The following is a 26,738-nucleotide window of genomic DNA, read 5'->3' on the forward strand; positions in this document are numbered from 1 at the left end:
GACGCTCGCCGGCCAGCTTCATCGCGCCCGCCACACCTCGGCAGCCGGCCCCGGCGCGTCCTCAGTAGCGCACGTCGGCCGGGCGGTCGGACATCGGCAGGCCGGCCTCCCGCCAACCCTGCACGCCACCGATCATGTCGGTGGCCCGGCGCAGGCCGAGCGTCTGCAGGCTGGCGGCGGCCAGGCTGGAGCTGTAGCCCTGCCGGCAGACCAACACGATCTCCCGGTCGTAACCGGTGGCCTCGGGGATCCGCCAGTCACTCGCCGGGTCCAGCCGCCACTCGAGCACCGTCCGGTCGATGACGATCGCGCCCGGCAGCTCGCCCTGCTCGCGGCGCTGCGTCTCGGTTCGCGTGTCGACCAGCAGCGCCCCGTTGCGGACCGCCTCGACGGTCTGGTGCGGGGTGAGCCGGCGGAGCCCGGCCCGGGCCTGTTCCAGCAGGGCGTCGACGCCCGGACACATCACGTCATGGAGCACCACCCGATGATGACGCCGGCGACGCGGCCCCGCCCGGGGAACGGGCTGCGCCACCGCAGGATCCAGCGGACGGGGGACGCCCCGGGCGTACGCGGCCCGGCGGCTAGCCTCGGCCGGGTGACGGTCGCGGTGGTCGAGGCGTACGCCGGGTTGGCCCGGCGGGTGCTGGCCGGGCCGGCGCGGTTGGGGCGTACCCGCCTGGTGGCGGTCGACGGGCCGAGCGGCGCGGGCAAGAGCGTCTTCGCGACCCGCCTCGCGGACGCCGTCGCCGCCCTGCCCGGCGGTGGGCGGCCGCCGGTGGTCCGCACCGACGACCTGCTCGACGGCTGGGACGACCAGCTCACCTTCTGGCCCCGGCTGGAGGAGTGGGTGCTCGCGCCGGTCCGCGCCGGCCGGCCCGGCGGCTACCGCCGGTACAGCTGGGTGCGCCGCACCTTCCTGGACCGGCCGGTGCCGGTCCCGGCCGGGCCGGTGCTGATCGTGGAGGGGGTGAGCGCCGCGCGGGCCCAGGTGCGGCCGGAGCTGACCCTGTCGGTCTTCGTCACCGCGCCGGCCGGGCTGCGGCTGGCCCGCGCCCTCGTCCGCGACGGCGCGGAGATCCTGCCCGAGCTGCGCCGCTGGCACGCGGGGGAGCGGGCGCACTTCGCGGCCGACGGCACCGAACCGGCGGCGGACGTCGTGGTCGACGGCGCCCCCGACCTGCCGCACGACCCGGCCCGCTACTACGTTCGCCGGTGCGCGCCGGCGGCATCGGCCGGCGGGCTCGGGGGGTGGCCTCGGTAAGGCCGGCATACGATGCCGGTCATGACCACACCGATCATCTCCGAGTCCGAGGTGCGGGCCGCCGTCGAGCGTGAACTGCCCGGAGTCCGTGCCGACCTCGAACGCCTCGTCCGCATCCCGGGCATCGCCTTCGAGGGCTTCGACCACTCGCACGTCGAGCGTTCCGCCGAGGCGGTGGCCGAGCTGCTGCGCGGCTGCGGCCTCGACACGAAGATCGTGCGCTCCGGTGGCCAGCCGGCGGTGATCGGAACGAAGCCGGCCCCGCCCGGCGCGCCCACCGTGCTGATGTACGCCCACCACGACGTCCAGCCGGTCGGCGACCGCGCGCTGTGGGAGTCGGACCCGTTCGAGCCGGTCGAGCGGGACGGCCGCCTCTACGGGCGGGGCGCCGCCGACGACAAGGCGGGCATCATGGCGCACGTCGCCGCCCTGCGCGCGTTCGGCGACCGGCTCCCGGTCGGGGTGGTGCTCTTCATCGAGGGCGAGGAGGAGTACGGCTCGGACTCGCTGGAGCGGCTGCTCGCCGAGCACCGCGACGAGCTGGCCTCGGACGTGATCGTGATCGCCGACTCCGCCAACTGGGACGTCGGCGTGCCCGCGCTGACCACCTCGCTGCGCGGCATCGTCAACTGCTTCGTCGAGGTACGCACCCTCGACCACGCGGTGCACAGCGGGATGTTCGGCGGCGCCGTCCCGGATGCGCTGACCGCGCTGGTCAAGCTGCTCGGCACGCTGCACGACGAGGCCGGGAACGTGACCGTGGCGGGCCTGGTGGGCCGGGAGGGCGCCGCCGTCGACTACCCGGAGGAGCGGTTCCGCGCCGAGGCCGGCCTGGCCGACGGCGTGCAGCTCTTCGGCACCGGCCGGATCACCGACCGGCTCTGGACGAAGCCGGCGCTGGCCATCCTCGGCGTGGACGCGCCGGCGACCGGGGAGGCGCCGAACGCGCTGGTCCCGTCGGCCAAGGCGAAGCTGAGCGTACGGCTGGCGCCGGGCGACGACCCGAAGAAGGCGTACGCGGCGCTCACCGCCCACCTGGAGCGGCACGCCCCGTGGGGCGCGCGGGTCAGCGTGACCTTCGAGCACGACGGCGCACCGTGCGTCATCGACGCCACCGGCCCGATGTTCGACGCGGCACGGGCGGCGTTCCGGGGCGCCTGGGACGGCACCGACCCGGTGGACATCGGCGTCGGCGGCTCGATCCCGTTCATCGCCACCTTCCAGGAGATGTTCCCGCAGGCGGCGATCCTGGTGACCGGGGTGGAGGACCCGCACGCCCGGGCCCACGGCCCGAACGAGAGCCTGCACCTGGGCGAGTTCGCGCGGGTCTGCCTGGCCGAGGCGCTGCTGCTGGCCAAGGTCGCCGAGGCGGGCGCGGGCCGGTAGTCCGGAACGGCTGGCCGGCGGGCCACGGGGGGGCGCGAAATCGGCCCTGAGGTGTCGGAACCGTAACTTCGCGCTCGATGTCGGAGTTTGCGGTGTGTCGGGCGACGGGGTGTTATAGCCTCTCGTACATGCGTACGAATGACGAGATGGCGCGGCTGCAGGCCGCCGTCAGCGCTCTGGGGGACGTCGATGTCTCCGCGTGGCCCGAGGACACGCTCAAGGCACAGCTCGGCGACCTGTCGGCCGCGCTGGTCGCGCTCGACGGGCTGCTCAGCCGGATCGCCGAGGAGGTGCGCGGCCGGGGTCTGCGGATCGAGGAGCCGGTCTCGGCCTGAGCCGCACGGGCCGGCCCGGGGGCGTACCGGTCCGGGGGCGGCGGCCCTGTCGGCGGTGGCTCCGGTCGGGCGGCGTTTCGGGACCCGTCGCCCGGCCGGGGAGAGCCCGCCGTGTCGGTGGTGGCTGGCAGGATGAGGGACGTGCGGTTCCTCGACCTGGCGGCGACCTCCGCCGCGGTGGGCGCCACCAGCGGCCGGCGGGCCAAGGTGGAGCTGCTCGCCGCGGCGTTGCGCTCGCTCGACCCCGACGAGGTCCCGGCCGGCGCCGGCTACCTCGCCGGTGAGCTGCGCCAACGACAGACCGGGGTGGGCTGGGCCGGGTTGCGCGACCTGCCGCCACCGGCCGCCGAGCCGACCCTGACCGTGGCCGCGGTGGACGCGGCCGTCGCGGAGCTCGCCGCGGTCCGGGGCGCCGGCTCGCAGGCCCGCCGGCGCGAGCTGGTCGGCCGTCTCTTCGCCGCGGCCACCGCCGACGAGCAGCGGATGCTGGTCGGCCTGTTCAGCGGCGAGCTGCGGCAGGGCGCCCAGGCCGGGCTGCTCGCCGACGCGGTGGCCCGGGCCGCCGAGGTGCCGCTGACCGCCGTACGCCGGGCCCTGCTGCTCGCCGGCGACCTGCGCGCGGTGGCGGTCGCGGCGCTCTCCGGCGGCGCCGCGGCGCTGGCCGGGTTCGGGCTCCAGGTGGGCCGCCCGCTGGCACCGATGCTGGCGCAGAGCGCGCCGACCGTGGACGAGGCGCTGACCGCCACCGGCACCCCGGCGGTGGTCGACGTCAAGCTCGACGGCATCCGCATCCAGGTGCACCGGTCCGGGCAGGACATCGCCGTGTTCACCCGCAGCCTCGACGAGATCACCACCCGGCTGCCCGAGGTGGTGGCCGCCGTGCGCGCGCTGCCCGCGCGGGAGCTGGTGCTCGACGGCGAGGCGATCGGGCTCGACGCCGAGGGGCGGCCGCTGCCGTTCCAGGAGACGTCCAGCCGGGCCGCCCGGCGCACCACGCCCAGCACCACCGGCCGCACCCCGGTGGCGCCCGCGGTGCTCGCCGCCGCCGAGCGCACCGGCGACACGGTGCTCACGCCGTACTTCTTCGACCTGCTGCACCTGGACGGTGCCGACCTGATCGACCTGCCCGGCCGGGAGCGGTGGGCGGCGCTGGCCGGCGCGGTCGACCCGACCCTGCTGGTGGGCCGGCTGGAGGTGGACGGCCCGGAGCAGGCCGGCGCCGCCTTCGCCGCGGCGATCGACGCCGGCCAGGAGGGGGTGGTGGTCAAGGACCCGGCCGCCCCGTACGACGCCGGGCGGCGCGGCACCGCCTGGGTGAAGGTGAAGCCCCGGCACACCCTGGACCTCGTGGTGCTGGCGGTGGAGTGGGGCAGCGGCCGCCGGCAGGGCTGGCTGTCCAACCTGCACCTGGGCGCGCGGGATCCGCACACCGGCGAGTTCGTCATGCTCGGCAAGACGTTCAAGGGGCTCACCGACGAGTTGCTGCGCTGGCAGACCGAGCGCTTCCTCGACCTGGCGGTCGAGAAGGGCGACTGGGTGGTCCGGGTCCGGCCGGAGCAGGTGGTCGAGATCGCCTTCGACGGGGTGCAGACGAGCAGCCGCTACCCGGGTGGGATGGCGCTGCGCTTCGCCCGGGTGGTGCGCTACCGGCACGACAAGACCGCCGCCGAGGCGGACACGATCGACGCGGTCCGGGCCATCCACGCCGGCCGGGTCGGCTGATCCCCGGGACCGGCCGGGACGGGTGTTCGGGGTCGGTCGGGACGGACGATCGCGGCGGGCCGGGACGGGTGGTCGAGGGGCCGGCCGGGACTGGCGCGGGGTCGACCGGGGCGGGGTGGTCGAGGGGCCGGCCGGGGCAGGTGCGGGGCCGTCAGGCGGGGGTCGGTTCGGCGGCCCGGTCGACGGGCTGGCGCGGGCCGTCGAGGCCGGCCAGCCGGCGGGCCTCGCGCCGGGCCACCCAGCCGTAGCCGACCAGGCTCATGGCCGCGAAGATCCACCACTGGACCACGTAGCCGAAGTTCTGCCAGTTGTTGGTGTGCCCGATCGGGACCGCCTGGAAGGCCGGGTCGGCGGCCGGCGTCTGCTCGTCGAGCAGGACGTAGCCGCCGGCCACCGGGTAGGGCAGCTGCTTCGCGATCCGCGCCACGCTGATCCGCCGGGTCTCCAGCTTGCCGTCGCGCCGGCCGACGGTGCCGCCGCTCTCGCTGGGCACCACCCGGCCGGTGAGCGTCACGTCGCCGGCCGGCGCGGCCGGCACCGACGGCTGGGCGGTGGCGCCGGCACCGGGGGCCGTTGGGATCCAGCCCCGGTCGACCAGCACCGCCGTGCCGTCGGCGAGGACCAGCGGGGTGAGCACCTCGAAGCCCACCTTGTTGTCGACGGTCCGGCCGCGGACCAGGACCACGTTGGCGGTGTCGTACCGGCCGGTGGCGGTCACCTTGGTCCAGGTGACCCGCTCGGCGGGGGCCGGGCCGGTGCTGCCGGGCCCACCGGTGGGGGCGGGCAGGGCGTCGTGCAGCGGGGCCGGGCTCATCGTGGCGCCCGCGTCGATCCGTTCGTTGACCGCCGTGCGGCCCCGGTAGCGGTCCAGCTGCCAGTTGCCGAGGAACACCATCACCGCGGCGGCGACCAGGGTCAGCGCGAGATAGCCAAGCCAGCGCGGGGTCAGCAGGAACCGGTACACGTTGGCCAAGGCTACCCGTATGAGCGGCGCCACTGAGCTGCGCCGGCCCGAATCGGGCCGGCCGGCGGCCGCCACGTGTCGGCTCGGGCGGGTATGGTCACGCGGGCGGAAACCACCCGGACCAGGAGTCGATGATGACCGTCGTGCCGCGCGTGGTGCTGAGTGCCCCCTCCTCGGGGCACGGCACCGGAGCCCTCTCGCTCGGCCTGCTCGCCGCCCTCGCCGACCGCGGACTGGACGTGGCCGGCTTCAAGATCGGGCCGGATCAGGTGGACGCGGCCTACCTGGGGCTGGCGGCCGGTCGTCCGGGGCGGGTGCTGGACCCGCGGCTGGTCGGCCCCGAGCGGATCGCGCCGCTCTTCGCGCACGGCGCGAGCGGGGCGGGGTTCGCGCTGGTGCAGGGCACCATGGGGCTCTACGACTCGATCTCCGGTCACCCCGAGACCGAGTCCACCGCCGCCGTGGCCACCGCGCTGCGCAGCCCGGTGGTGCTGGTGGTGGACGTGGCCGCGATGGGCCAGTCGGTGGCCGCCCTGGTGCACGGCTTCCGGGCGTACGACGAGCAGCTGTGGCTGGGCGGGGTGATCCTCAACCGGGTGGCGTCGCCCCGGCACGAGGCGATGCTGCGCGAGGCGCTCGACGACGTCGGCGTGCCGGTCTACGGCGCGCTGCGCCGCCACGAGCTGCCCCCGGTGCTGCCCGCCCGGCGGCACGGCATGGTCCCGGTCGTCCAGCGGGACCCCGAGGCGGAACGCGCGGTGCGCCGGCTCGGCGAGGCGGTCACCGCCACCGTCGACCTGGACCGGCTGCTGGCGCTGGCCGGCTCGGCCCCGGAGCTGACCGTCACGCCGTGGTCGCCGCAGCCGACCGGAGCCGCGTCCAACGGAGCCCCGCCCGCCGGAGCCGCGTCTGATGGGTCCCCGCCCGCCGGAGCGGCGTCCAACGGAGCCGCGCCCGGCGGAACGGCGCCGGGCGGAGCCGCGCCGACCGCAGCCGCCGCCGACGGAGCCGCGCCGGGCGGAACGACGCCCGACGGAGCCGCCTCCAACGGAGCCGCGCCGGGCGGAATGACGCCCGACGGAGCCGCGCCGACCGCAGCCGCCGACACCGGAACCGTGCCCGGCGGGACGACGTCCGGCCGAGCAGCGCCGGCCGGGGAGCGGCCGGTGGTGGCGCTGGCCGGCGGCCCGGGCGGCAGCTACAGCCATCCGGAGACCGCCGAGCTGCTGCGCGCCGCGGGCGCCGAGGTGGTCATCGTCGACCCGCTGCGCGACGAGGCCCTGCCCGCCGGGACCCGCGCGCTGGTCGTCGGCGGCGGCCTCCCCGAGACGTACGCGGAACGGCTCTCCGCCAACCGCCGGCTCTGCATTGCCGTGGCCGAGCTGGCGCGTACCGGCCGGCCGGTGATCGCCGAGGGCGCCGGCCTGCTCTGGCTGGCTCGGGAGCTGGACGGGTTGCCGATGTGCGGGGTGCTGGACGCGGTGGGCGCCAGCCGGGACGGCCTGGTGATCGGCTACCGGGCGGCGACCGCGCGCACCGACAGCGTGGTGGCGCCGGCCGGGGCCACCGTGGTCGGGCACAAGCAGCACGCCGCGGTGCTCACCCCGCGGGCCGGCGAGCGGGCCGCGTGGAGCTGGGAGGGTGGCTCGCCGGAGGGCTTCGTCTGGCGGGGCGTGCACGCCTCGCAGCTCGTGCCGCACTGGGCCGCGTACCCGGAGATCGCGGCCCGGCTGGTCGCGGCGGCCCTGGTTCCGGCGGAGGCCACGGCGTGATCGGGCAGGTCGCCGTGCGCCGCTTCCCGGCGCTGACCGTCTCCACCCCGCGCACCGAGGTCCGCCCGCTGGCGGCGGCCGACGCCGACGCGGTCGACGCGGTCTTCGCCGACCGGCAGACCCAGCGGTGGCTGCCGCTGGCCGAGTCGTCCGGGCAGATCGACGGCCGGGCCTGGTGCACCGAGCTGGCCCGGCAGCGGCGGGACAGCGGGGAGGGCGACCACTACGGGGTGCTCCGCCGGGAGGACCAGCGGGTGGTCGGCTGCCTGTGGACCCGGCGCACCGACTGGGGCGCCCGGCTCACCGAGGTGTCGTACGCGATCGCCCCGGACGCCCGTGGCTACGGCCTGGCCGCCGAGGCGGTGGACGCGCTGGCCATCGCGTTGATCCTGGAGCACGGCTTCCAGCGGGTGGAGCTGCGGGTGGCGCCGGGGAACGTGGCCTCCCGGCGGGTGGCGGAGAAGGCCGGCTTCAGCTACGAGGGGTTGCTGCGCAACGCCGGCTTCGTCCGGGGCGCCCGGGTCGACCTGGAACTGTGGTCGTTCGTCGCGGCCGACCTGCGCTGACGGTCCGCAAGAGTTGATCAAGAGGTCTGCCCGCGGGTATCGGGTGATCCCGCGCGCAAACCTCTTGATCCACTAACCCGGGCGCACCCCCGGGCGGTCCAGGGTGGGTCAGCCGACGATCTGGTCCGACGGCGGGGTGAACTGGCGGGTGGGTTGGCCCTTCAGGGCGTCCCGCAGGGTCATCGCGACCGCGTTCACCGGGATCTGGGACTGGCCGTCGCCGACGGCGTTGAACGGGTTGTCCGGGTCGGCGATGAAGCTCGCCGCGGCCAGTTCCGGGGTGTAGCCGACGAACCAGGCGGACCGGGTGCTGTCGGTGGTACCCGTCTTGCCGGCGACCGGCCGGCCGACCGTGCCCCGGACGCTGTCCGCGGTCGACCAGCCGCCGCAGCTGCCCTTGGCCGGGGTGTCACCGGTCGGGCAGCGGGCCGCGTCGGTGGCCGCCCGGGCCGCGTCCGCGCTGACCACCTGCCGGCAGCGCGGCTTGGCGACCTCGCGCTGCACCCCGCCCGGGGTGGTGTACGTGGCCGGCGTGCCGTCCCGGTTCATGATCGAGTTCACCGGGATCGCCTCGCAGTACCGCCCGTCGGCGGCCACGGCCGCGTACGCGTTGGCCATCTCCAGCGGGGTGGCGTCGGAGACGCCCAGGGTGAACGCGCCCCACTTCTTCGCCTTGCCCGGTGACGCCTGGTCCCGGTCCACGTCGGTACGCCAGCGCAGGCCGAGCTGTTCGGCGAGGCGTACGCCCGTGTCCGCGCCGACCTTCTCCTCGAGCTGCACGAAGTACGTGTTGACCGACTTGCCGAAGCCGGACCACATGGTCTGCCGGCCGGTCATCGCGCCGCTGGCGTTGGACGGGGCCCAGCCGTCGTACACGGCGGACTTGTACCGGTACGGCGAGTCGAACGCGGTGGACAGTGGCATGCCGGCGTTGAGCGCGGCGAGCATCGGGAACATCTTGAACGTCGATCCCGCCTGATAGCCCGGGAGGGTGCCGCCGCCGAGCAGTGGCGCGACCGTGTTCGGATAGTTGGCCTTGACCTTGGGGCCGGCCTCGGGGTTGGAGCTGGGCCCGTTCTGGCTGAGGTCCAGCGAGTAGGTGCGGTTCACCGACATCGCCTTGATCCGCCCGGTGCCCGGTTCGGCGACCACCACGCCGTTGGCGAAGGGGCTGCCGGTGTTGTCCTTGGCGCCCACGTTCTTCTCGGCCGCCGCCTGGATCTTCGGGTCGAGGGCCAGCACGATCCGGTAGCCGCCGCGGCGTAGCTTGTCCATCCGTTCCAGCCGGTTCTCGCCGAACGCCGGCTGGGCGCTCCACCAGTTCTTCAGGTAGTCGCAGTAGAAGCCCCAGGTGCGGTACTTGTCGTCGATCGAGGCGCAGTCGTTCGGCGGGTCGGTGAGCTTGAGCCGGATCGGTTCGGCCTTGGCCGCGGTGGCGGCGTTGGGCGACAGGTAGCCGAGGCGGGCCATGTTGTCGAGCACATAGTTGCGCCGGGCGGTGGCGTCCTTCTGGTCCGAGGTGATCGGGTCGTACTCCGAGGGCGACTTGACCAGGCCGGCGAGGGTGGCCGCCTCGACCGGGCTGAGGGTGGCCGGGGTCTTGGAGAAGAAGATCTGCGAGGCCGCGTAGATGCCGTACGCCCGGTGGCCGAAGTAGGCCGAGTTGAGGTAGCGCTCGAGGATCTGCTCCTTGGTCAGGTGCTTCTCGATGTCCAGCGCCATCCGCATTTCCTTGACCTTGCGCAGGCTGGTCTGCTGGGTGGCCTCCTGGACCTCCTTCGGCGTCTTGGCGCTGTCCCGCAGGGCCATCCGGACGTACTGCATGGTGATGGTGGAGGCGCCCTGGGAGACCCCGCCGGAGCGGGCGTTGGAGACGAAGGCGCGGGCGACGCCCTTCGGGTCGACGCCGTGGTGCTGGTAGAAGCGGTTGTCCTCGGCGGCCACGATCGCCTGCTGGATGTTCGGCGACATGTCCTCGATCTTGGTGTACTGCCGGTACTCCTCGTAGAACATGGTCAGCACGGTCTTGCCGTCCGGCGCGTAGACGTAGGACGTCTCGGCGGGCAGCGCGGTCTTCAGGATGTCCGTCTTCTGCTGCACGGCGTGCGCGGTGGCCTTGGCGCCGAGGCCGGTGACGGCGGCGAGTGGGTACGCCGCGGCGGCGACCACGATGCCGGCGATCAGCCCGGCGCGGAGGAGAGGAATGGCACGACCGGCGGAGGCAAGGGGTCGGTTGCTCACAGGGTCAAGCTATGACATTTCCGATTCAGAAATGAGAAGAATTCATAAACGGGCGACCGGGTGGCGCGGTGGTGACGCGGCCCACGCCGGGACCTGCTGTCCCGGGCGTCGCCTTCCCGGCAGGATCGCGGACATGCGTGCTCAGCTGACCGGAACGACCGAAGCCGGGCCGGACGTACGGCAACCCCAGCGCGGCGCGCCGCGACCGGCAGCCGTCGAGCCGGACCTCGGCCACCACGGGGACGCCGAGGCCACCCCGGGCCTGGTGGACCTGGCGGTCAACGTGCGCCGCGCCCCGATGCCCGACTGGCTGGCCGACCCGCTGGTCGCCGCGCTGGGCGGGCTGGCCGCGTACCCCGACCCGGCGCCGGCCCGCGCCGCCGTCGCCGCCCGGCACCGGCGCCCCCCGGAGGAGGTGCTCCTCACCGCCGGCGCGGCCGAGGGCTTCGTGCTGATCGCCCGGGCGCTGCGCGACGCCCGCCGGCCGGTGGTGGTGCACCCGCAGTTCACCGAGCCGGAGGCCGCCCTGCGCGCCGCCGGGCACGCCGTCGAGCGGGTGCTGCTCGACCCGGCCGAGGACTTCCGCCTCGACCCGGCCCGGGTGCCCGCCGACGCCGATCTGGTGATCGTCGGCAACCCCACCAACCCGACCTCCGTGCTGCACCCGGCCGGCGCGCTCGCCGAACTGGCCCGACCCGGCCGGACGCTGGTCGTCGACGAGGCGTTCGCCGACACCACCCTGGCCCCCGGCGTCGAGGGCGAGCCCGAGTCCCTCGCCGACCGCCGGGACCTGCCCGGTCTCCTGGTGGTGCGCAGCCTCACCAAGACCTGGGGGCTGGCCGGGCTGCGCGTCGGCTACCTGCTCGGCGAGGCGGCGCTGCTCGACCGGCTCGCCGCCGCCCAGCCGCTCTGGGCGGTCTCCACCCCGGCGCTCGCCGCCGCCACCGCCTGCGCCTCCCCGGCCGCGGTCGCGGCCGAGCGCGCCATCGCCGCCGGGCTCGCCGCCGACCGCGAGCACCTGGTGGCGCGCCTCTCCGCCCTGCCCGGCGTACGCGTCGCGGGCCGCCCGGCCAGCGCCTTCGTCCTGGTCCACCGGCCCGGCGCCGACCAGGTCCGGGAGCGGCTGCGCGAGCGTGGCTGGGCGGTCCGCCGGGGCGACACCTTTCCCGGGCTGGGCCCGGACTGGCTACGGATCGCGGTGCGCGATCCGGCGACGACCGACGCGTTCATCGACGTGCTGGCCGAGATCCTGGAGGCATGATGCTGGAATCCACCGTCGCGGCGGTCCGACCGCTGGACGAGGCCGCCATGGCGGCGGCGCGGGAACTACAGGGACGGCTCACCAAGCCGGCCGGCTCGCTGGGCGCCCTGGAGCCCCTGTCGGTCCGCCTCGCCGGGCTGGCCGGCAACTGCCCGCCGCCGCTGCCCGAGCCGGCCGCGGTGGCGATCTTCGCCGGTGATCACGGCGTGCACGCCCAGCGCGTCACCCCGTGGCCGCAGGAGGTCACCGCCCAGATGATCGGCAACTTCCTGGCCGGCGGCGCGGTGGTCAACGCGTTCGCCCGGCAGGCCGGCGCCTCGGTCACCGTGGTCGACGTCGGGGTGGCCACCCCGCTGCCGGTGGACCCGGCCGCCCCGGGTGCCGCCGGCCCCCGGCTGGTGGCGGCGAACGTCCGGACCGGCACCCGGGACATGACCGGCACCGCCGCGCTCACCCGGGACGAGGCCCGGGCCGCGGTGGAGATCGGCATCCGGGTCGCCGGGGACCTGGTCGACGCCGGGGCGGGCATCCTGCTCACCGGCGACATGGGCATCGGCAACACCACCCCGGCCGCCGCGCTGGTCGCCGCGTTCACCGGCGCCGACCCGGCCGAGGTCACCGGGCGCGGCACCGGGGTGGACGACGAGACGTACGCCCGGAAGGTCGGCGTGGTGCGGGCGGCGCTGGCACGGCACGCCCCCGACCCGACCGACCCGCTGGGCGTGCTGGCCGCCGTCGGCGGGCTGGAGCACGCGGCGCTGGCCGGGCTGATCCTCGGTGCCGCCGCCCGCCGGGTGCCGGTGCTGCTGGACGGGGTGATCGCGGTCAGCGCCGCGCTCGCCGCCGCCGCCTTCGCCCCGGACGCGGTCGGCGCGATGATCGCCGGCCACCGGTCCGCCGAGCCGGGTGCCACCGTGGCGCTGCGGCACCTCGACCTCGAACCCCTGGTCGACCTCGGGCTGCGTCTCGGCGAGGGCACCGGCGCGCTGCTCGCGCTGCCGGTGGTGACCGGGGCGGTCCGGGTGCTGCACGAGGTGGCCACCTTCGACTCGGCCGGGGTGGCCGAGAAGTGAGCGGGGCAGCAGGCTGGTCGCGGGCGGCCCACGGCGTGGCCCCGCGACCGCACCCCGCCTCGCCCGAGGCGGCGGCGTGAGTACGCCGGGCGGTGCCGGCAACCCGTACCCCCTCGGGCTGCGGCTGGCCGGCCGCCGGGTGGTCGTGGTGGGCGGGGGAGCGGTGGCCACCCGGCGGGTGCCGGCGCTGCTCGACGCCGGCGCGGACGTCCTGCTGGTCGCCCCCGAGCTGACCCCGGCGCTGCGGGCGCACGCCGACGCCGGCCGGCTGCACTGGGCGGCGCGCCGGTTCGTCCCCGAGGACCTGGACGGCGCCTGGCTGGTCCAGGTGGCCATCGACGACCGGATGGCCGCGGCGGCGGTCAGCGCCGCCGCCGCCGAACGCCGGGTCTTCTGCGTCCGCGCCGACGACCGGGCGGCGGCCTCCGCGTGGACCCCGGCGGTGACCCGGCACGGCCCGGTCACCGTGGCCGTGCTGGGCGGCGGCGACCCGCGCCGCGCGATGGCCGTCCGCGACGCGGTCCGCGAGCTACTCGCGGCCCGGAGTGGGCTCCCGGCCGCGCCCGGTGGCCCTGCCGCGCCGGGTGGCCCTGCTGCGCCGGGTGGCTCGGCCGCGCCGGGTGACCTGGCCGCGCCTGATGATCCGGCCGTCCCTGGTGGTTCGGCCGTGCCGGCCGGGACGGCCGGAGGTCGGGTGGCGCTGGTCGGTGCCGGGCCCGGCGACCCCGAGCTGATCACCCTGAAGGGTTGGCGGCTGCTCACCGAGGCCGACGTGGTGGTCGCCGACCGGCTGGTCCCCGGGCTGCTCCTGGACGAGCTGCGCCCGGACGTCGAGCTGGTCGACGCCTCCAAGATCCCGTACGGGCCGTCCCGCGCCCAGGAGGAGATCAACCGGATCCTGGTCGACCGGGCCCTGGCCGGGAAGGTCGTGGTACGGCTCAAGGGCGGCGACCCGTACGTCTTCGGTCGGGGCGGCGAGGAGCTGCTGGCCTGCGCCGCGGCGGGCGTGCCGGTGACCGTGGTGCCCGGGGTGACCAGCGCGGTCGCGGTGCCCGCGGTGGCCGGTGTGCCGGTCACCCACCGGGCGGTGGCGCACGAGTTCACCGTGGTCTCCGGACACGTCGCGCCCGACTCGCCGGCCTCGCTGGTCCGCTGGGACGCGCTGGCCGGCCTGCGCGGCACCCTGGTGATCCTGATGGGCCTGAAGAACCTCGCCGCGATCAGCGCCACCCTCGTGGCGCACGGCAGGCCGGCGCGGACCCCGGCCGCGGTGATCCAGGAGGGCACCACCAGCGGCCAGCGGACCCTGCGCTCCACGCTGGGCGCGGTGGCCGCCGACGTGGCCGCCGCCGCCCTCCGCCCACCGGCCATCGTGGTCATCGGCGACGTCGTCCACGCCCTCACCCCACCGGCCGGCGCCGCCCCGGCGGAGGACGCCGAGGGCTGATCATGAAGTTGTGGTCACGCCGCGGCGGTGCGGGTGACCACAACTTCATGCGCAACGGCGCGGGCGGCCGCCGCTGAGGGTTACTGCTTGAGCATGTTGTCGAGCATCAGGGCGCAGCGGATCAGGCCCAGGTGGCTGTACGCCTGGGGGTGGTTGCCCAGGCCGCGTTCGGCGAGCGGGTCGTACTGCTCGGGGAGCAGCCCGGTGGGGCCCGCCGTGTCGATCATCTGGGTGAACAGCTCCTCGGCGTCACTGCGCCGGCCGGTGCGCAGGTACGCCTCGATCAGCCACGCCGTGCAGATGTGGAAGCCGCCCTCCCGGCCGGGCAGGCCGTCGTCCCAGTGGTAGCGGTAGACGACCGGGCCGCTGCGCAGCTCCGCCTCGATCTTCAGCACCGTGGAGAGGAAGCGCGGGTCGTCGCCGGCGAGCAGGCCGGAGATGCCGATCCAGAGCGACGAGGCGTCCATCTCCTCGTACCCGTAGGCGACGCTGTAGGCCTCCGCCTCCGGGTGCCAGCCGTGCTCCAGCACGTTGTCGGCGATCCGGTCGCGCAGCTCCACCCAGTCCGGCCGGTCCTCGCCACCGTGCTGGCGTACCACGTGCAGCGCCCGGTCCACGGTCATCCAGAGCATCACCTTGGAGAAGACGTGGTGCCGGGGCGGCAGCCGGGCCTCCCAGATGCCGTGGTCGGGCTCGTGCCAGCGGCGGCGGACCGCCTCGACCATGTTCTCCAGCACCCGCCACTCGTCCTCCCGGACCGAGCCCCGGGCGTCGGCCACCGCGGCGATCAGGTCGGCGACCGGGCCGAACACGTCGAGCTGGAGCTGGTGGTTGGCCAGGTTGCCGACCCGGACCGGCCGGGAGCCGGCGTACCCGGGCAGGGTGTCGATGACCGCCTCGGCGCCGAGCTCGTAGCCGTCGACGGTGTAGAGCGGGTGCAGCCGCTCCGGGTGCCCGCCGGTGCGGTCGATCACGCCGTCGATCCAGCGGAGCAGGCCCTCCGCCTCCTCGGTGGAGCCGAGGTCGACCAGCGCCCGGGCGGTCATCGCGGCGTCCCGCAGCCAGCAGTAGCGGTAGTCCCAGTTGCGGACCCCGCCCAGTTCCTCGGGGAGCGAGGTGGTCGCGGCGGCGAGGATCGAGCCGGTCGGCTCGTGGCAGAGCCCGCGCAGGGTGAGCGCGCTGCGGGCCACCAGGTCCCGGGCGGTGGTCGGCAGCCGCAGCGTGCCGACCCAGTCCTTCCAGGGCTGCTCGGCGGCGGCCTGCCGCTCGTGGATCGGCACCCGGTGGTGCTCCAGGCTGTGCGTGCCGAAGCGCAGCTCCAGCACGACCTGGCCGCCGGCCGCGGCGAGATCCACCACGGCCTTGGCGGACTCGTACCCGCCGTCGTTGGTGACCTCCCACTCGACGCCGGGGGAGTAAAGGGCGGCCGGTTCGTTGGAGCCGAGCACCAGCAGCCCGTCGTCGAGCGGCTGGAGCTGCACGGCCACCTGGCCGAACTCCGGCCGCGGGGCGAACTCGACCCGGACCCGGCCGGTGCCGCTGAGCACCCGGACCAGCGTCGAGTCGCCGGTGACGACGGCCGGGCCGTCCGGGGTGGTCTCCCGCGCGGGCAGGTCCAGCCAGTCCGTCACGGTCAGCCCGGACCAGCGGGTCTCCACCGTCATGGTGTTGCTGCGGTAGCGCTGGCCGAGCGGGATGCCGGCGCGCTCGGGGCCCACGGTGAAGTGCCCGGCCGGGCTGCCGCCGACCAGGTCGGCGAAGATCGCCGCGGAGTCGGGCTTCGGGTGGCACAGCCAGGTGACCTTGGCGGCCGGGGTGACCAGCGCGACGGTCCGCCCGTTGGCCAGCATCGAGTGCCGCTCGATCGGCACCGCCCGCTCGCCGAAGAGCCAGTGCCGCCGGGTCTCCAGCAGCAGGCCGAGCGCCCGGGCCGCCTCGATCGGCTCGGCCACCCGGTAGTCGGCCCGGGTCTCGCCCGGGCCGATCTTGATGCCGACGTCCGGCCCGTGCAGGTTGCCGAAGGCGTTCTCGTCGGTGACGTCGTCGCCGATGAAGAGCACCGCGCTCGCCGCGAGCTGGGTGCGGAGCTGGTCGACGGCGGTGCCCTTGTGGGTGGCCACCACCGACAGCTCGATGACCTCCTTGCCCTGGGTGACGGTGACGTCCTCCCAGGTGGCCGGGCCGTTGCGGACGGCCTCGACGGCCGCCGCGGCGACCTGCGGGTCGACCCCCCGGGTGTGTACGGCCACGCTGGCCGGCTTGCGTTCCAGCCGGATGCCCGGGTGCGCGGCGGCGATCTCGCGCAGCTCGGCGCGGAGCCGGGCGCGGACCGCGATCAGCTCGGGGGTGAGCCGCTCCACGAAGCCGATGTCGAACTCGGAGCCGTGGCTGCCGACCAGGTGGACCTCGCTGGGCAGCCGGGAGAGCGTGGCCAGGTCGCGCAGCGCGCGGCCGGAGACCACCGCGACGCTGGTCTGCGGCAGCGACGCGAGGGCGCGGACCGCGGCCACCGACTCGGGCAGCGGTACGGCCTTGCTCGGGTCCTCGACGATCGGCGCGAGGGTGCCGTCGTAGTCACAGGCGACCAGGAGCTGCGGGACGCGCGCGATCCGGCCGATGGCGGCGCGCAGCTCGGGGTCCAGCATCCCGACGTGCCCGGTGGTGGGGGCAGGGGAGTTCACGCGGCCTCCGCATCGGGCACGCCCAGTTCGGTCAGGAAGGACTTCGCCCAGTGCCCCACGTCGTGGCTGCGCAGGTGGCGCTGCATGATCCGCATCCGGCGGCGGGCTTCGGGCTTCTCGACGTGCACGGCGCGCAGCAGCGCGTCCTTCACCGCGTCGGGGTCGTGCGGGTTACACAGGAACGCCTGGCGCAGCTCGGTGGCGGCGCCGGCGAACTCACTGAGCACGAGCGCGCCGCCCTGGTCGGCGCGCGATGCGACGTACTCCTTGGCCACCAGATTCATTCCGTCTCGCAGCGGGGTCACCATCATCACGTCTGCCGCGACGTACATCGCGGCGAGTTCGGAGCGACTGTACGACTGATGCAGATAATGCACTGCCGGCACGCCGACCCGTCCAAATTCGCCATTAATCCGACCAACCTCGCGTTCCACCTTGACGCGAAGTGCCTGGTAGTGCTCGACCCGCTCGCGGCTCGGCGTGGCGACCTGCACCATAACCGCGTCCGGAACTGTCAACTTTCCGTCAGCGAGGAGTTCGCGGAAGGCCTTCAGTCGGAGTTCGATGCCCTTGGTGTAGTCGAGCCGGTCGACGCCCAGGACGATCGTCTTCGGGTTGCCCAGTTCCTCGCGGATCTGCTTGGCCCGGGCCTGGATGGCCGGGTCGGCGGCCATCCGCTCCATCTCCTTGGTGTCGATCGAGATGGGGAACGCGCCGGCCTTCACCTGCCGCCCGTCGACCTGGATCATCTGCCCCTCGTACCGGAGGCCGAGCAGGTGCCGGGCCAACCGGACGAAGTTCTGCGCGGCCAGCCGCTGCTGGAAGCCGACCAGGTCGGCGCCGAGCAGGCCGCGCAGGATCTCGGTGCGGAACGGCATCTGCATGAACAGCTCGATCGGCGGGAACGGGATGTGCAGGAAGAACCCGATCCGCAGGTCCGGCCGCAGCTCGCGGAGCATCGCCGGCACGAGCTGGAGCTGGTAGTCCTGCACCCAGACCGTCGCGCCCTCGGCCGCGACATCCGCGGCGGCCTCCGCGAACCGCGCGTTGACCAGCCGGTACGCCTCGCGCCAGCGGCGCTTGTAGGCCGGCGTCTCCACCGCGTCGTGGTAGAGCGGCCAGATCGTCGCGTTCGACTGCCCCTCGTAGTAGCGCTCGAGTTCCTCGGCGCTCAACGGCACCGGGTGCAGCCGGATCCCCTCCAGGTCGAACGGCTCCGGGGCGGCGCCGGTGCCCCCGGCCCAGCCGACCCAGGTGCCCTGGTGTTCGGCCAGGACCGGATGCAGCGCGGTCACCAGCCCACCCGGACTGCGCCGCCACTGCCGCCCTTCGGGTGTGCTCACCTCGTCGACCGGCAGGCGGTTCGCCACTACGACAAAGGAGCTACGGACGGTCACGATCGGCCACCTCCGGGTGCTGACGGGTCCACCGCGATGAGCGTACTGAGCGTAGCTGCGGCGTCTGTTCCCCCGTGCCGGAGTCACCTACCCGTTCCAGATCCACCGAACCCCCCTCGTGATCTTGTCGACACCGGGCCCGCCTCTGCCCGCCGGCTGGCCCGCCGGGCGGGGCGATGTGGGCGCAGCCCGGCGTACCTGTCAGGATTGACGATGGCGTGCGCGCGGCCGGCTGCCGGCCGGCGGCGGGCGGACCTCGCCGTCCGCGCCCGCGCCCCACAAGCTCGCGATCGCAACCGACGGAGGTAGCCCGCACCGTGGCCCAGTTCATCTACGTCCTGGAAAAGGCGCGCAAGGCGCACGGCGACAAGGTCGTGCTCGACAACGTGACGCTGAACTTCCTGCCAGGGGCCAAGATCGGTGTGGTCGGCCCGAACGGCGCGGGTAAGTCCAGCCTCCTCAAGATCATGGCAGGTTGGGACCAGCCGAGCAACGGCGAGGCCCGGCTCATGCCCGGCTACACCGTCGGCATGCTGGCCCAGGAGCCGCCGCTCAACGACGCCAAGACCGTGCTCGGCAACATCGAGGAGGCGGTCGCCGAGACCAAGGCCCGGCTGGAGCGGTTCAACAAGATCGCCGAGCAGATGGCGACCGACTACTCCGACGAGCTGATGGAGGAGATGGGCAAGCTCCAGGAGGAGCTGGACCACGCCGACGCGTGGGACATCGACTCCAAGCTGGAACTGGCCATGGACGCGCTGCGCTGCCCGCCGCCGGACGCCGACGTGACCCAGCTCTCCGGTGGCGAGCGGCGCCGGGTGGCGCTGTGCAAGCTGCTGCTGGAGGCCCCCGACCTGCTGCTGCTCGACGAGCCCACCAACCACCTGGACGCGGAGAGCGTGCAGTGGCTGGAGCAGCACCTTGCCAAGTACGCCGGCACGGTGATCGCGATCACCCACGACCGGTACTTCCTCGACAACGTGGCCAACTGGATCCTCGAGCTGGACCGCGGCCGGACCTACCCGTACGAGGGCAACTACTCCACCTACCTGGAGAAGAAGGCCGCCCGGATGGCGGTCGAGGGTCGCCGCGACGCGAAGATGAAGAAGCGCCTCGACGAGGAGCTGGAGTGGGTCCGCTCCAACGCGAAGGCGCGGCAGACCAAGTCCAAGGCCCGCCTCGACCGCTACGAGGAGATGGCCACCGCCGCGGAGCAGACCCGCAAGCTGGACTTCGAGGAGATCCAGATCCCGCCGGGCCCGCGTCTGGGCAGCACCGTCATCGAGGCGCACGGCCTGACCAAGGCGTTCGGTGACCGGGTGCTGATCGACAACCTGTCGTTCTCGCTGCCGCGCAACGGCATCGTCGGCATCATCGGCCCCAACGGCGTCGGCAAGACCACCCTGTTCAAGACCATCGTCGGGCTGGAGCAGCCGACCGCCGGCGAGGTCAAGGTCGGCCCCACCGTCTCGCTGTCCTACGTCGACCAGAACCGGCAGGGCCTGGCCGGCGACAAGACCGTCTGGGAGGTCGTCTCCGACGGGCTGGACCACCTCATGGTGGGCAAGGTCGAGATGCCGTCGCGGGCCTACATCGCGGCGTTCGGGTTCAAGGGGCCGGACCAGCAGAAGCCGACCAAGGTGCTCTCCGGTGGCGAGCGGAACCGGCTCAACCTGGCGCTGACCCTCAAGATCGGCGGCAACGTGATCCTGCTCGACGAGCCGACCAACGACCTCGACGTCGAGACGCTCGGCAGCCTGGAGAACGCGCTGCTGGAGTTCCCCGGCTGCGCCGTGGTCATCTCCCACGACCGGATGTTCCTGGACCGGGTCGCCACGCACATCCTGGCCTGGGAGGGCGACGACCAGAACCCGGCCAGGTGGTTCTGGTTTGAGGGCAACTTCGAGGCGTACGAGAAGAACAAGATCGACCGGCTGGGCGCCGAGGCCGCCCGTCCGCACCGGGTGACCTACCGCAAGCTCACCCGTGACTGACCGGTGCTGACCCTTGGCTGACCGGTTTGTCTACCACTGCGCGCTGCGCTGGTCCGACCTGGACGCGTACGGGCACGTCAACAACGCCCGCTTCCTCACCCTCTACGAGGAGGCCCGGGTGGCGATGATGTTCGCCGGCGGCAGGGCCTGGGGAGTGGGCTCGTTCGCCGACGGGGTCGTCATCCGCCGGCACGAGGTCGACTACCTGCGCCCGGTCGACTACGCGCTGGGCCGGGCCACCGCGGAGGCCGCCCCGGCGGTCCGGATCGAGCTCTGGGTGGAGCAGTTGCGGGCCGCCTCGTTCACCGTCGCCTACGAGTTGTACGACGGCGAGGTGCTGGCCAGCACCGCCCGTTCGGTGCTGGTCCCGTTCGACCTGGCCGCGCAGCGACCGCGCCGGATCTCCCCGGAGGAGCGGGCCTTCCTGCTCCGGTACGCCCCCGGGACGGCGCCGTGACCGGGGGCGCCGGGCCGGCGGTCGGGCACGGGCTGTCCGGGGTGGCCGACGCGGGCGCCTTCCTGGCCCGGCTGGTCCGGCTGGACCGGGGCGCCCTGGTCCGGCTCCGGCCGGTGCCGGACGCGGGACGCACCGCGCTCTGGGCCCGGCTGCCGTGGGAGGTGCTGGTGGTCCGTACCGTCGCGGGCTCGGCGCCCGGCGACGTCACGGTGGCCGCCGCCGAGCTGCTCGGCGAACTGGAGGCGGGCGGCTCCGCGCTGCCCCGGCGCCGGGACGACGGGTGGCGCTGGGCGCTGCCGCCGGCGGCGAGCCGGGCGGTGGAGGCGCTGCCCGCCGACGAGGTTCGCCGGATCGCCACCGCGGCCGCCGGGACGCTGCGCGAGGCGGTCGCCCACGGGGTGGGTGGCCGCGCGGTGGGGCAGCGGATGGTGCGGGACGCGCTGCTGGACCACGTGGCGGTGGTGGTCACCCCGGACGACGCGCCGGACGCGCCGGTGGAGGTGTCGCAGCGGTTGGTCCAGGGGCTGGTCCGGATGGGCTTTCTCGGCCCCGGCGACGTCCAGGTGCGGGTGGCCGGCCGATGGGTCGGACTCGTGGGACCGTACGGAGCGACCTGGTCGCGGAAGGTCGCGGAACTCGCGCTGAGGCCGACCGTGGGTCGGCCGAAAGGATGACCCCTATTCGTTCTTCCGGTTTGGGGCGGCCGTTGGGGGGATGCCTCAACCCGGCTGTCCGGGTACCGTCCATCCTCGGATCCAACGCACCGTAGGCGGCTGGATCCGCTGGGGAGTGAGGTGCGCGAGCGATGCCGTGGTGGTCATGGCGCCCAGGTCCCGCCGCCGGCGGCGGCGATCCGGAAACTCGAACCGGGATCACAGTGGAGGAGAACGTCCGGGTCGGACCACCGACCCCCCGCCAGCCGGCGGACGACGTGGCCGCCGAGCGGTCGGTGATCGCCGACATGCCGGCCACTGTCGCGCCGGTCACGCTCAGCCGGGTCTGCGAGGCGCTCGACCTGCTCGACGTGCGCTACCTGGCCGACGGCGACGGCAACCTGCTGGCCATGTGGGAGCGGCACGCCGTGCTGGTCACCCTGGAGGGGCCGGAGGACGAGATCCTGGTCATGCGGGCCCGGCCGCACGCGACGGTGCCGCCGGACTGGGCCGACCGGGCCTACCGGGTGGTCAACGAGTGGAACCACACCCGGCGGTTCTGCAAGGCGTACATCGGCGACCCGACCGAGCGCGGCCAGTTGCCGATCTACGCGGAACTCCAGGTCCCGCTCGGCGCGGGCACCCACGACGCGCTGCTGGTCGAGATGCTCGACTGCGGCGCCGCGGTGGCGACCACGTTCGTCGACTGGCTGCACGACGAGGGCGCGCTGCTCTGACCGGCGGGACGTCGGGGCCCGGCGCGGTCAGGCCCCGGCCGCCGGATCCTCCATCACGTTGACCATGAAGTACGCGGCCCGCTCCAGGTAGTCCCAGAACGCGGCGGCGATCTCCGGTGGCAGGTCCAGCCGGTCCATCGCCCGCCGCATGTGGTGCAGCCAGGCGTCCCGCTCGGCCGCCCCGATCCGGAACGACGCGTGCCGCATCCGCAGCCGGGGATGGCCGCGTTGCTCGGAGTAGGTGTGCGGGCCGCCCCAGTACTGCATGAGGAAGAGGGTCAACCGGTCGGCCGCCGGGCCGAGGTCCTCCTCGGGATACATCGGCCGCAGCAACGGGTCGGTGGCGACACCGGCGTAGAACTCGTCCACCAGCTTGCGGAAGGTGGGTTCGCCGCCGACCGCTTCGAAGAGGGTCATCGACTCGCCTGGGGAAGTCACCCACCCATCCTGCCAGGTCCGGTCGCGGGCTGGCCGCCGCCCACCGCCGGTCGGGTCAGGTGACCGCGTGCCGGCGCCGGGCCCGGTCGCCGGCCGGACGGGCCGGAACGTGCGGTCGGTGGCCCTCCGGGCCCGCCGAGTCGGCGCGGCTGGCCGCCGCGACCGCGGCGTCCACCGTCTCCTGGCGCGGCCAGGTCAGCGCCGCCGCCAGCATCAGCACCACGCCGACGGCGCTCCACACGCCGACCACGGCGGGGACCGCGAAGCGCTCGGCGAGCAGGCCGGTGACCAGCACCGCGGCGCCCTGGATGATCTGGGTGCCGCTGGCCATCACCCCGAACGCCCGGGCCCGGTAGCCGTCCGGCAGGGCGCGGACGAACAGCCCGTTGGCCGCCGGCACCACCCCGGCGACGGCGAAGCCGCAGGCCGCGGCGAGCAACGCCACCACCACCGGCGGCGGGTCGAACAGGGCCGGGACGAGCACCAGCGGGGCGAGGACCGCCAGCGGGCGCATCAGGGTCAGCCGCCGGGCCGGCCTGACCAGCCGACCGACCGCCAGCCCGCCGAGGATGTAGCCGACCGGGTTGGCGGCCATGATGACCGCCTGGGCGCTGCCGTTGCTCAGCGCCCCGCCGCTGCGCTCGGTCGCCCAGGCGGCGGCCAGGCCCTCCGGCACGATGGAGAAGAGCATCGCGCTGAACACCAGCACGGCGATGGCCCGCAGGACCGGCTGACCGAAGACGATCTGGAAGCCCTGGGCGGTCTCCCGCAGCAGGTGGCTGCGGTGCGCGGCGGTCATCGCGGACGGCCGGTTCCGCAGGCCGAAGCGGACCAGGGCGGCCGACGCCGCGAAGGTGGCCGCGTTGACCAGCAGGGCGGCGGGCGGGCTGAACGCGGCGATCGCGGCGCCGATGAGGTAACCGAGGACCTGGGACGCCTGCCCCGCGCTGGAGATGACCGAGAGCCCGACCACCAGCCGGTCGCCGTGCAGGAGTTGCGGGATCACCGCCGAGCGCGCGGCCTGGCTCGGCGGGTTGGCCAGAGTGGCCAGGAAGAGCAGGACGAGGACCGCCCACGGCGGCACTCCGGGCAGCGCCACCAGCACCATCAGCGCCATCCGGAGCAGGTCGCAGGTCACCATGACCTGCCGGTAGCGGTGCCGCTCGGCGACCGCGGCGAGCACCGGGCCGCCGACCAGCCAGGGCAGGTAGCTCGCCGCGAACGCGGCGGCGGAGAGCGCCACCGAGTCGGTCTGCCGGTAGACGAGGAGGGTGACGGCGGCCTTCGCGATGTAGTCGCCGATCCAGGACAGGGCGGTGGCGGCGAAGAGCGCGCGGAACTCGGCCTGACCGAACACGTCGTGGAAGGTCGCCGGGCCCTCCGGGGCGGGTCGCTCGTCGGACACCGTCGCCTCCATCGCCCCCGGCGTCGGCCACTCGTGATGGCCTGACCGGGGACCGTCGTCAGATCTCGGATCAGCGAGGACACGGGCACGCTCAGGAAAGCGTGTTCACCGGATTCTGCCCGATTGTCTGAACCACAGCTAGGGTGAACGGATCGATCGTCGCTTGTCCGACTGAACGAACGGACGATACCCGAGGGGCCGCACGGAGCGCGACCCCCGAAATCGGTCCCCCGGAGCGGGCCGTGTGGCGGCGGCTCAGGTGGGCCCGCCGGTGCCCGTCTCGCCCTGGGCCGGCGCCGGTGCGGGCATCCCCGGGTAGAGCCGGGCCGCCGCGATCCGGGCGGTGATGCCTGAGTTCTCCAGCGCCTCGGCCAGCCGGCGGCGCAGCTCCCGGCCGACCGCGAACTGCCCGTCGGCGGTCGTCTTGACCACGGTGCGGATCACCGAGCCGTCGACCGTGATCTGTTCCACGCCGAGCACCTCCGGCTCCTCGACGATCCGCGGGGCCAGCTCGGGGTCCATCGCCACCGAGGCCGCCGCGGTACGCAGCACCGCGGTGGCCTCCTCGGTGCTGGCGAAGCCGATCGGCAGGTCGACCACCACCAGGGCCCAGCCCTGGCTCTTGTTGCCGACCCGGACGATCTCGCCGTTGCGGATGTACCAGAGCACGCCCCGGCCGTCCCGCACCGTGGTGACCCGCAGGCCGACCGCCTCGACCACCCCGGTCGCCTCGCCCAGGTCCACCGTGTCGCCCACCCCGTACTGGTCCTCGATCAGCATGAACAGACCGGCGATCAGGTCCTTGACCAGGCTCTGCGCGCCGAAGCCGAGGGCCACGCCGGCGATGCCGGCGCTGGCCAGCAGCGGGGCCAGGTCGAAGCTGAACTCCTTGAGCACCATCAGCAGCGCGATGCCGAACACGAACGCGGTGACCAGGCTGCGCAGCACCGAGCCGATCGCCTCGGCGCGCTGGCGGCGGCGCTCCGGCACGAACTGCTCCGGGCTGAGCGAGGCGCTGGGGATCCGCTCCCGCAGCGGCCGCAGCATGGTGGGCACGGCGCCCTCGGTGGTGGTCCGGACCAGCCGGTTGATCGTCCGGTGCAGCGCCCAGCGGGCGGCCACGGCCAGCAGCAGGATCAGGATCACCCGCAGCGGCTTGAACAGGATCCAGTAGCTGCTCTCGGCGAACCAGGCGGAGTTGGTGACCTTGTACACCCACTCGCAGGAGCTGCTGCCCTGGCAGTCCGGGCGCCGGTCGGAAACGGCGGACAACAACGTGGCGATCAGCTCGGAGACGTTCACCCTGCTTTCGTACCGCACGCCGGCCGGGCGGTGATCGGTGACCCACCGTCACCCACGGGGCGGACCGTGTCAGGCACGGCCGGCGCCGGGCTTCTCGATCGACGTGGGTCGAACCGGGCGCGGGAGCCGGGCCGAGGTGACCCGGCTCCCGCGCTGGTCAGTTCGGGCGCAGCGACGTGAAGAACCGCCTCAGTTCGCCGGCGAGCAGGTCCGGTTCCTCCAGCGGCATGAAGTGTCCACCCCGGCCGGGTTCACTCCAGTGCCGGATGTCGGTGCAGGCGCGTTCGGCGATCTCGCGCGGGAAGTCGACCATCGACGGTTCGGTGCTCACCGTGAACGCGGCCGGCACCGTGATGTCAGGTCGTGGACCGTTGTGGTGGTAGTCGAAGTACTGCCGGAACGAGGAGCCGATCGCGCCGGTCGCCCAGTACAGGGTGATGATCGTGAGCAGGGTGTCCCGGTCGAACCGGCTTTCCAGGTCCCCGTGGTTGTCGCTCCAGTCCCGGTACTTGTCGACGAGCCAGGCGGCCAGTCCGGCCGGCGAGTCCGCCAGCGCCGCGGCGATGGTGTCCGGCCGGGTGCCCATGATGGCGCTGTACCCGCCATCGGTCTGGTCGTACGCCGCCTCGGCATCGAGAAACGCCTGCTCGGCCGGCGACAGCGGGCGGGAGTCGAAGCTGGCCGGGAACGGTGGGTGGATCATGTGGATGCCGACCACCTGCTCGGGATACCGGGCGCCCAGCCAGCCGGTGACGACGCCGCCGACGTCCCCGCCGAAGGCGCCGTAACGCTGGTGGCCGAGGACGTCGGTCATCAAGAGGTGCAGCGTCTGCGCCATCGCGGCCCGGGTGAGCGGACCCTTCGGCAGTTCCGAGTACAGAAAGCCCGGCAGTGAGGGCACCACCACGTCGAATGCGTCGGCGGGGTCGGCCCCGTACTTCGCGGGATCGGTCAGGCGATCGGCCAGCGGCAACATCTCCACGAAGCTGCTGGGCCAGCCGTGGCCGAGGATCAGCGGCAGCGGCGCGGGCGCGCCGGCCGGACGCACCCCGGGCAGGCGCAGGAAGTGCAGGCGCCGGCCGCCGATCCGGGCCTGGTAATGCGGCAACGCGTTGAGCTCGGCTTCCCGGGCCCGCCAGTCGAACCCGTCGGCCCAGTAGGACACCAGGTCCCGCAGGTAGTCGGGGTCCGCGCCGGCCTGCCACGGCCGATCGCCGCTGCGGTCCGTGAAGCGGGTACGGGCCAGTCGGGCCCGCAGGTCATCGAGTACCTCGTCGGATACGTCGATACGGAACGGGGAGAAGGTCATTGTTCCTCCGGTCAGGAAGGCGCTCCCCGACGCGAAGTCAGCGGACCGGGATGGCCGGGTGGAGCGCCCAGACGTGATCTTGGGTGTTCACCGGGCTCACCTCCCCTCATCGCTGACTTGATCACCCTACCCACACCGCCCTCCCCGCCGCCAGCCCGAAGATCATCGGACGCAGGTCCCGCCGGGGCGCGACCGATACCGACAAGGGCTGTGGAACGACGGCAGACCACGCCAGGAATCACCCCGGCCGGAGCGGAGATCCGCCCAATGCGGGTGATCCGCCGGCCCGAAGCCAGATTCGTGCGTGCAATCCGGGGCGCGATCAGGGACGATGGGC

The 26,738-nt window shown here is 74.2% G+C and carries 22 protein-coding genes; 13 read left to right on the forward strand and 9 right to left on the reverse strand.

Annotation, left to right across the window (positions count from 1 at the left end; translation table 11 throughout):
• Positions 1-61: 61 nt before the first annotated feature.
• A complete protein-coding gene (locus tag ACIBPB_RS22730; protein ID WP_396841555.1) occupies positions 62-463 on the reverse strand; it encodes a rhodanese-like domain-containing protein in 402 nt (133 codons plus the stop codon).
• A gap of 132 nt (positions 464-595) precedes the next feature.
• On the opposite strand from ACIBPB_RS22730, the gene ACIBPB_RS22735 reads away from it, so the two are divergent.
• From ACIBPB_RS22735 to ACIBPB_RS22750, 4 genes are all read left to right on the forward strand, one after another.
• Entirely contained in the window at positions 596-1,261 is a 666-nt protein-coding gene (locus tag ACIBPB_RS22735; protein WP_396841493.1) for a uridine kinase, read from the forward strand.
• Positions 1,262-1,282: 21 nt separating this feature from the next.
• A complete protein-coding gene (locus tag ACIBPB_RS22740) occupies positions 1,283-2,647 on the forward strand; it encodes a dipeptidase (RefSeq protein ID WP_396841494.1) in 1,365 nt (454 codons plus the stop codon).
• 128 nt (positions 2,648-2,775) lie between these two features.
• The gene (locus ACIBPB_RS22745) at positions 2,776-2,982 is read left to right on the forward strand and encodes a hypothetical protein (RefSeq protein ID WP_357318566.1); all 207 of its coding nucleotides are present in this window, start codon (positions 2,776-2,778) and stop codon (positions 2,980-2,982) included.
• Positions 2,983-3,123: 141 nt separating this feature from the next.
• Positions 3,124-4,704: an ATP-dependent DNA ligase gene (locus ACIBPB_RS22750; protein ID WP_396841556.1), complete on the forward strand. Its 1,581-nt coding sequence runs from the start codon at positions 3,124-3,126 to the stop codon at positions 4,702-4,704.
• A gap of 151 nt (positions 4,705-4,855) precedes the next feature.
• On the opposite strand, the gene ACIBPB_RS22755 is transcribed toward ACIBPB_RS22750, so the two are convergent.
• Entirely contained in the window at positions 4,856-5,668 is an 813-nt protein-coding gene (locus ACIBPB_RS22755; protein ID WP_396841495.1) for an SURF1 family protein, read from the reverse strand.
• 134 nt (positions 5,669-5,802) lie between these two features.
• Here ACIBPB_RS22755 and ACIBPB_RS22760 point away from each other — a divergent pair, with 134 nt between their 5' ends.
• Both ACIBPB_RS22760 and ACIBPB_RS22765 read left to right on the forward strand, forming a co-directional pair.
• The gene (locus tag ACIBPB_RS22760; protein WP_396841496.1) at positions 5,803-7,440 is read left to right on the forward strand and encodes a cobyrinate a,c-diamide synthase; all 1,638 of its coding nucleotides are present in this window, start codon (positions 5,803-5,805) and stop codon (positions 7,438-7,440) included.
• A complete protein-coding gene (locus ACIBPB_RS22765; protein WP_046566243.1) occupies positions 7,437-8,006 on the forward strand; it encodes a GNAT family N-acetyltransferase in 570 nt (189 codons plus the stop codon). The genes ACIBPB_RS22760 and ACIBPB_RS22765 overlap by 4 nt, the downstream gene beginning before the upstream one ends.
• Before the next feature lie 108 nt (positions 8,007-8,114).
• Here the strand turns inward: ACIBPB_RS22765 and ACIBPB_RS22770 are convergent, their stop codons facing one another.
• Positions 8,115-10,247 carry a transglycosylase domain-containing protein gene (locus ACIBPB_RS22770; RefSeq protein WP_396841497.1) on the reverse strand — a complete coding sequence of 711 codons (2,133 nt, stop codon included), beginning with the start codon at positions 10,245-10,247 and terminating at the stop codon, positions 8,115-8,117.
• Between the two features lie 133 nt (positions 10,248-10,380).
• Here ACIBPB_RS22770 and cobC point away from each other — a divergent pair, with 133 nt between their 5' ends.
• The 3 genes from cobC (at position 10,381) to cobA (ending at position 14,028) form a co-directional block, all read left to right on the forward strand.
• Positions 10,381-11,508, forward strand: coding sequence for an Rv2231c family pyridoxal phosphate-dependent protein CobC (gene cobC / locus ACIBPB_RS22775; RefSeq protein WP_396841498.1), 1,128 nt, complete (start codon positions 10,381-10,383; stop codon positions 11,506-11,508).
• Positions 11,508-12,581, forward strand: coding sequence for a nicotinate-nucleotide--dimethylbenzimidazole phosphoribosyltransferase (cobT, locus tag ACIBPB_RS22780; RefSeq protein WP_396841557.1), 1,074 nt, complete (start codon positions 11,508-11,510; stop codon positions 12,579-12,581). Before cobC ends, cobT begins: the two co-directional genes overlap by 1 nt.
• 76 nt (positions 12,582-12,657) lie before the next feature.
• Positions 12,658-14,028 (forward strand): uroporphyrinogen-III C-methyltransferase, encoded by a 1,371-nt coding sequence (gene cobA, locus ACIBPB_RS22785; protein ID WP_396841499.1) that lies wholly within the window; start codon positions 12,658-12,660, stop codon positions 14,026-14,028.
• 80 nt (positions 14,029-14,108) lie between these two features.
• Here cobA and otsB read toward each other — a convergent pair whose 3' ends face one another.
• Both otsB and ACIBPB_RS22795 read right to left on the reverse strand, forming a co-directional pair.
• Complete coding sequence (gene otsB / locus ACIBPB_RS22790; RefSeq protein ID WP_357318757.1) at positions 14,109-16,673, reverse strand: trehalose-phosphatase; 2,565 nt, start codon at positions 16,671-16,673, stop codon at positions 14,109-14,111.
• Positions 16,674-16,705: 32 nt separating this feature from the next.
• The gene (locus tag ACIBPB_RS22795) at positions 16,706-18,106 is read right to left on the reverse strand and encodes a trehalose-6-phosphate synthase (protein ID WP_357318594.1); all 1,401 of its coding nucleotides are present in this window, start codon (positions 18,104-18,106) and stop codon (positions 16,706-16,708) included.
• A 317-nt stretch (positions 18,107-18,423) separates the two neighbouring features.
• Here ACIBPB_RS22795 and ettA point away from each other — a divergent pair, with 317 nt between their 5' ends.
• The 4 genes from ettA to ACIBPB_RS22815 all read left to right on the forward strand — a co-directional run bounded on the left by ettA (position 18,424) and on the right by ACIBPB_RS22815 (position 21,947).
• Complete coding sequence (gene ettA, locus ACIBPB_RS22800; protein ID WP_396841500.1) at positions 18,424-20,100, forward strand: energy-dependent translational throttle protein EttA; 1,677 nt, start codon at positions 18,424-18,426, stop codon at positions 20,098-20,100.
• A 13-nt stretch (positions 20,101-20,113) separates the two neighbouring features.
• Complete coding sequence (locus ACIBPB_RS22805; protein WP_396841501.1) at positions 20,114-20,557, forward strand: acyl-CoA thioesterase; 444 nt, start codon at positions 20,114-20,116, stop codon at positions 20,555-20,557.
• Positions 20,554-21,231, forward strand: coding sequence for a hypothetical protein (locus ACIBPB_RS22810; RefSeq protein ID WP_396841502.1), 678 nt, complete (start codon positions 20,554-20,556; stop codon positions 21,229-21,231). The genes ACIBPB_RS22805 and ACIBPB_RS22810 overlap by 4 nt, the downstream gene beginning before the upstream one ends.
• A gap of 131 nt (positions 21,232-21,362) precedes the next feature.
• A complete protein-coding gene (locus ACIBPB_RS22815; RefSeq protein WP_357318603.1) occupies positions 21,363-21,947 on the forward strand; it encodes a YbjN domain-containing protein in 585 nt (194 codons plus the stop codon).
• Positions 21,948-21,974: 27 nt separating this feature from the next.
• On the opposite strand, the gene ACIBPB_RS22820 is transcribed toward ACIBPB_RS22815, so the two are convergent.
• The 4 genes from ACIBPB_RS22820 to ACIBPB_RS22835 all read right to left on the reverse strand — a co-directional run bounded on the left by ACIBPB_RS22820 (position 21,975) and on the right by ACIBPB_RS22835 (position 26,401).
• Positions 21,975-22,364: a globin gene (locus tag ACIBPB_RS22820; RefSeq protein WP_396841558.1), complete on the reverse strand. Its 390-nt coding sequence runs from the start codon at positions 22,362-22,364 to the stop codon at positions 21,975-21,977.
• 76 nt (positions 22,365-22,440) lie between these two features.
• The gene (locus tag ACIBPB_RS22825; RefSeq protein WP_396841503.1) at positions 22,441-23,802 is read right to left on the reverse strand and encodes an MFS transporter; all 1,362 of its coding nucleotides are present in this window, start codon (positions 23,800-23,802) and stop codon (positions 22,441-22,443) included.
• 243 nt (positions 23,803-24,045) lie between these two features.
• Positions 24,046-25,092, reverse strand: coding sequence for a mechanosensitive ion channel family protein (locus ACIBPB_RS22830; RefSeq protein ID WP_396841504.1), 1,047 nt, complete (start codon positions 25,090-25,092; stop codon positions 24,046-24,048).
• A gap of 157 nt (positions 25,093-25,249) precedes the next feature.
• Positions 25,250-26,401, reverse strand: a complete 1,152-nt coding sequence (locus ACIBPB_RS22835) for an epoxide hydrolase family protein (protein WP_396841505.1) — start codon at positions 26,399-26,401, stop codon at positions 25,250-25,252.
• Between the last annotated feature and the right edge of the window lie 337 nt (positions 26,402-26,738).

Source organism: Micromonospora sp. NPDC049836 (assembly GCF_044465125.1).
Lineage (GTDB): Bacteria > Actinomycetota > Actinomycetes > Mycobacteriales > Micromonosporaceae > Micromonospora.

Bases quoted from the DNA above. Each gene is read 5' to 3' on its own strand.
- ACIBPB_RS22730 (WP_396841555.1), bottom strand. From the start codon at position 463: ATGTGTCCGGGCGTCGACGCCCTGCTGGAACAGGCCCGGGCCGGGCTC.
- ACIBPB_RS22740 (WP_396841494.1), top strand. From the start codon at position 1,283: ATGACCACACCGATCATCTCCGAGTCCGAGGTGCGGGCCGCCGTCGAG.
- ACIBPB_RS22745 (WP_357318566.1), top strand. From the start codon at position 2,776: ATGCGTACGAATGACGAGATGGCGCGGCTGCAGGCCGCCGTCAGCGCT.
- ACIBPB_RS22760 (WP_396841496.1), top strand. From the start codon at position 5,803: ATGACCGTCGTGCCGCGCGTGGTGCTGAGTGCCCCCTCCTCGGGGCAC.
- cobC (WP_396841498.1), top strand. From the start codon at position 10,381: ATGCGTGCTCAGCTGACCGGAACGACCGAAGCCGGGCCGGACGTACGG.
- cobT (WP_396841557.1), top strand. From the start codon at position 11,508: ATGCTGGAATCCACCGTCGCGGCGGTCCGACCGCTGGACGAGGCCGCC.
- otsB (WP_357318757.1), bottom strand. From the start codon at position 16,673: ATGCTGGACCCCGAGCTGCGCGCCGCCATCGGCCGGATCGCGCGCGTC.
- ACIBPB_RS22815 (WP_357318603.1), top strand. From the start codon at position 21,363: ATGCCGTGGTGGTCATGGCGCCCAGGTCCCGCCGCCGGCGGCGGCGAT.
- ACIBPB_RS22820 (WP_396841558.1), bottom strand. From the start codon at position 22,364: ATGACCCTCTTCGAAGCGGTCGGCGGCGAACCCACCTTCCGCAAGCTG.
- ACIBPB_RS22825 (WP_396841503.1), bottom strand. From the start codon at position 23,802: ATGGAGGCGACGGTGTCCGACGAGCGACCCGCCCCGGAGGGCCCGGCG.
- ACIBPB_RS22835 (WP_396841505.1), bottom strand. From the start codon at position 26,401: ATGACCTTCTCCCCGTTCCGTATCGACGTATCCGACGAGGTACTCGAT.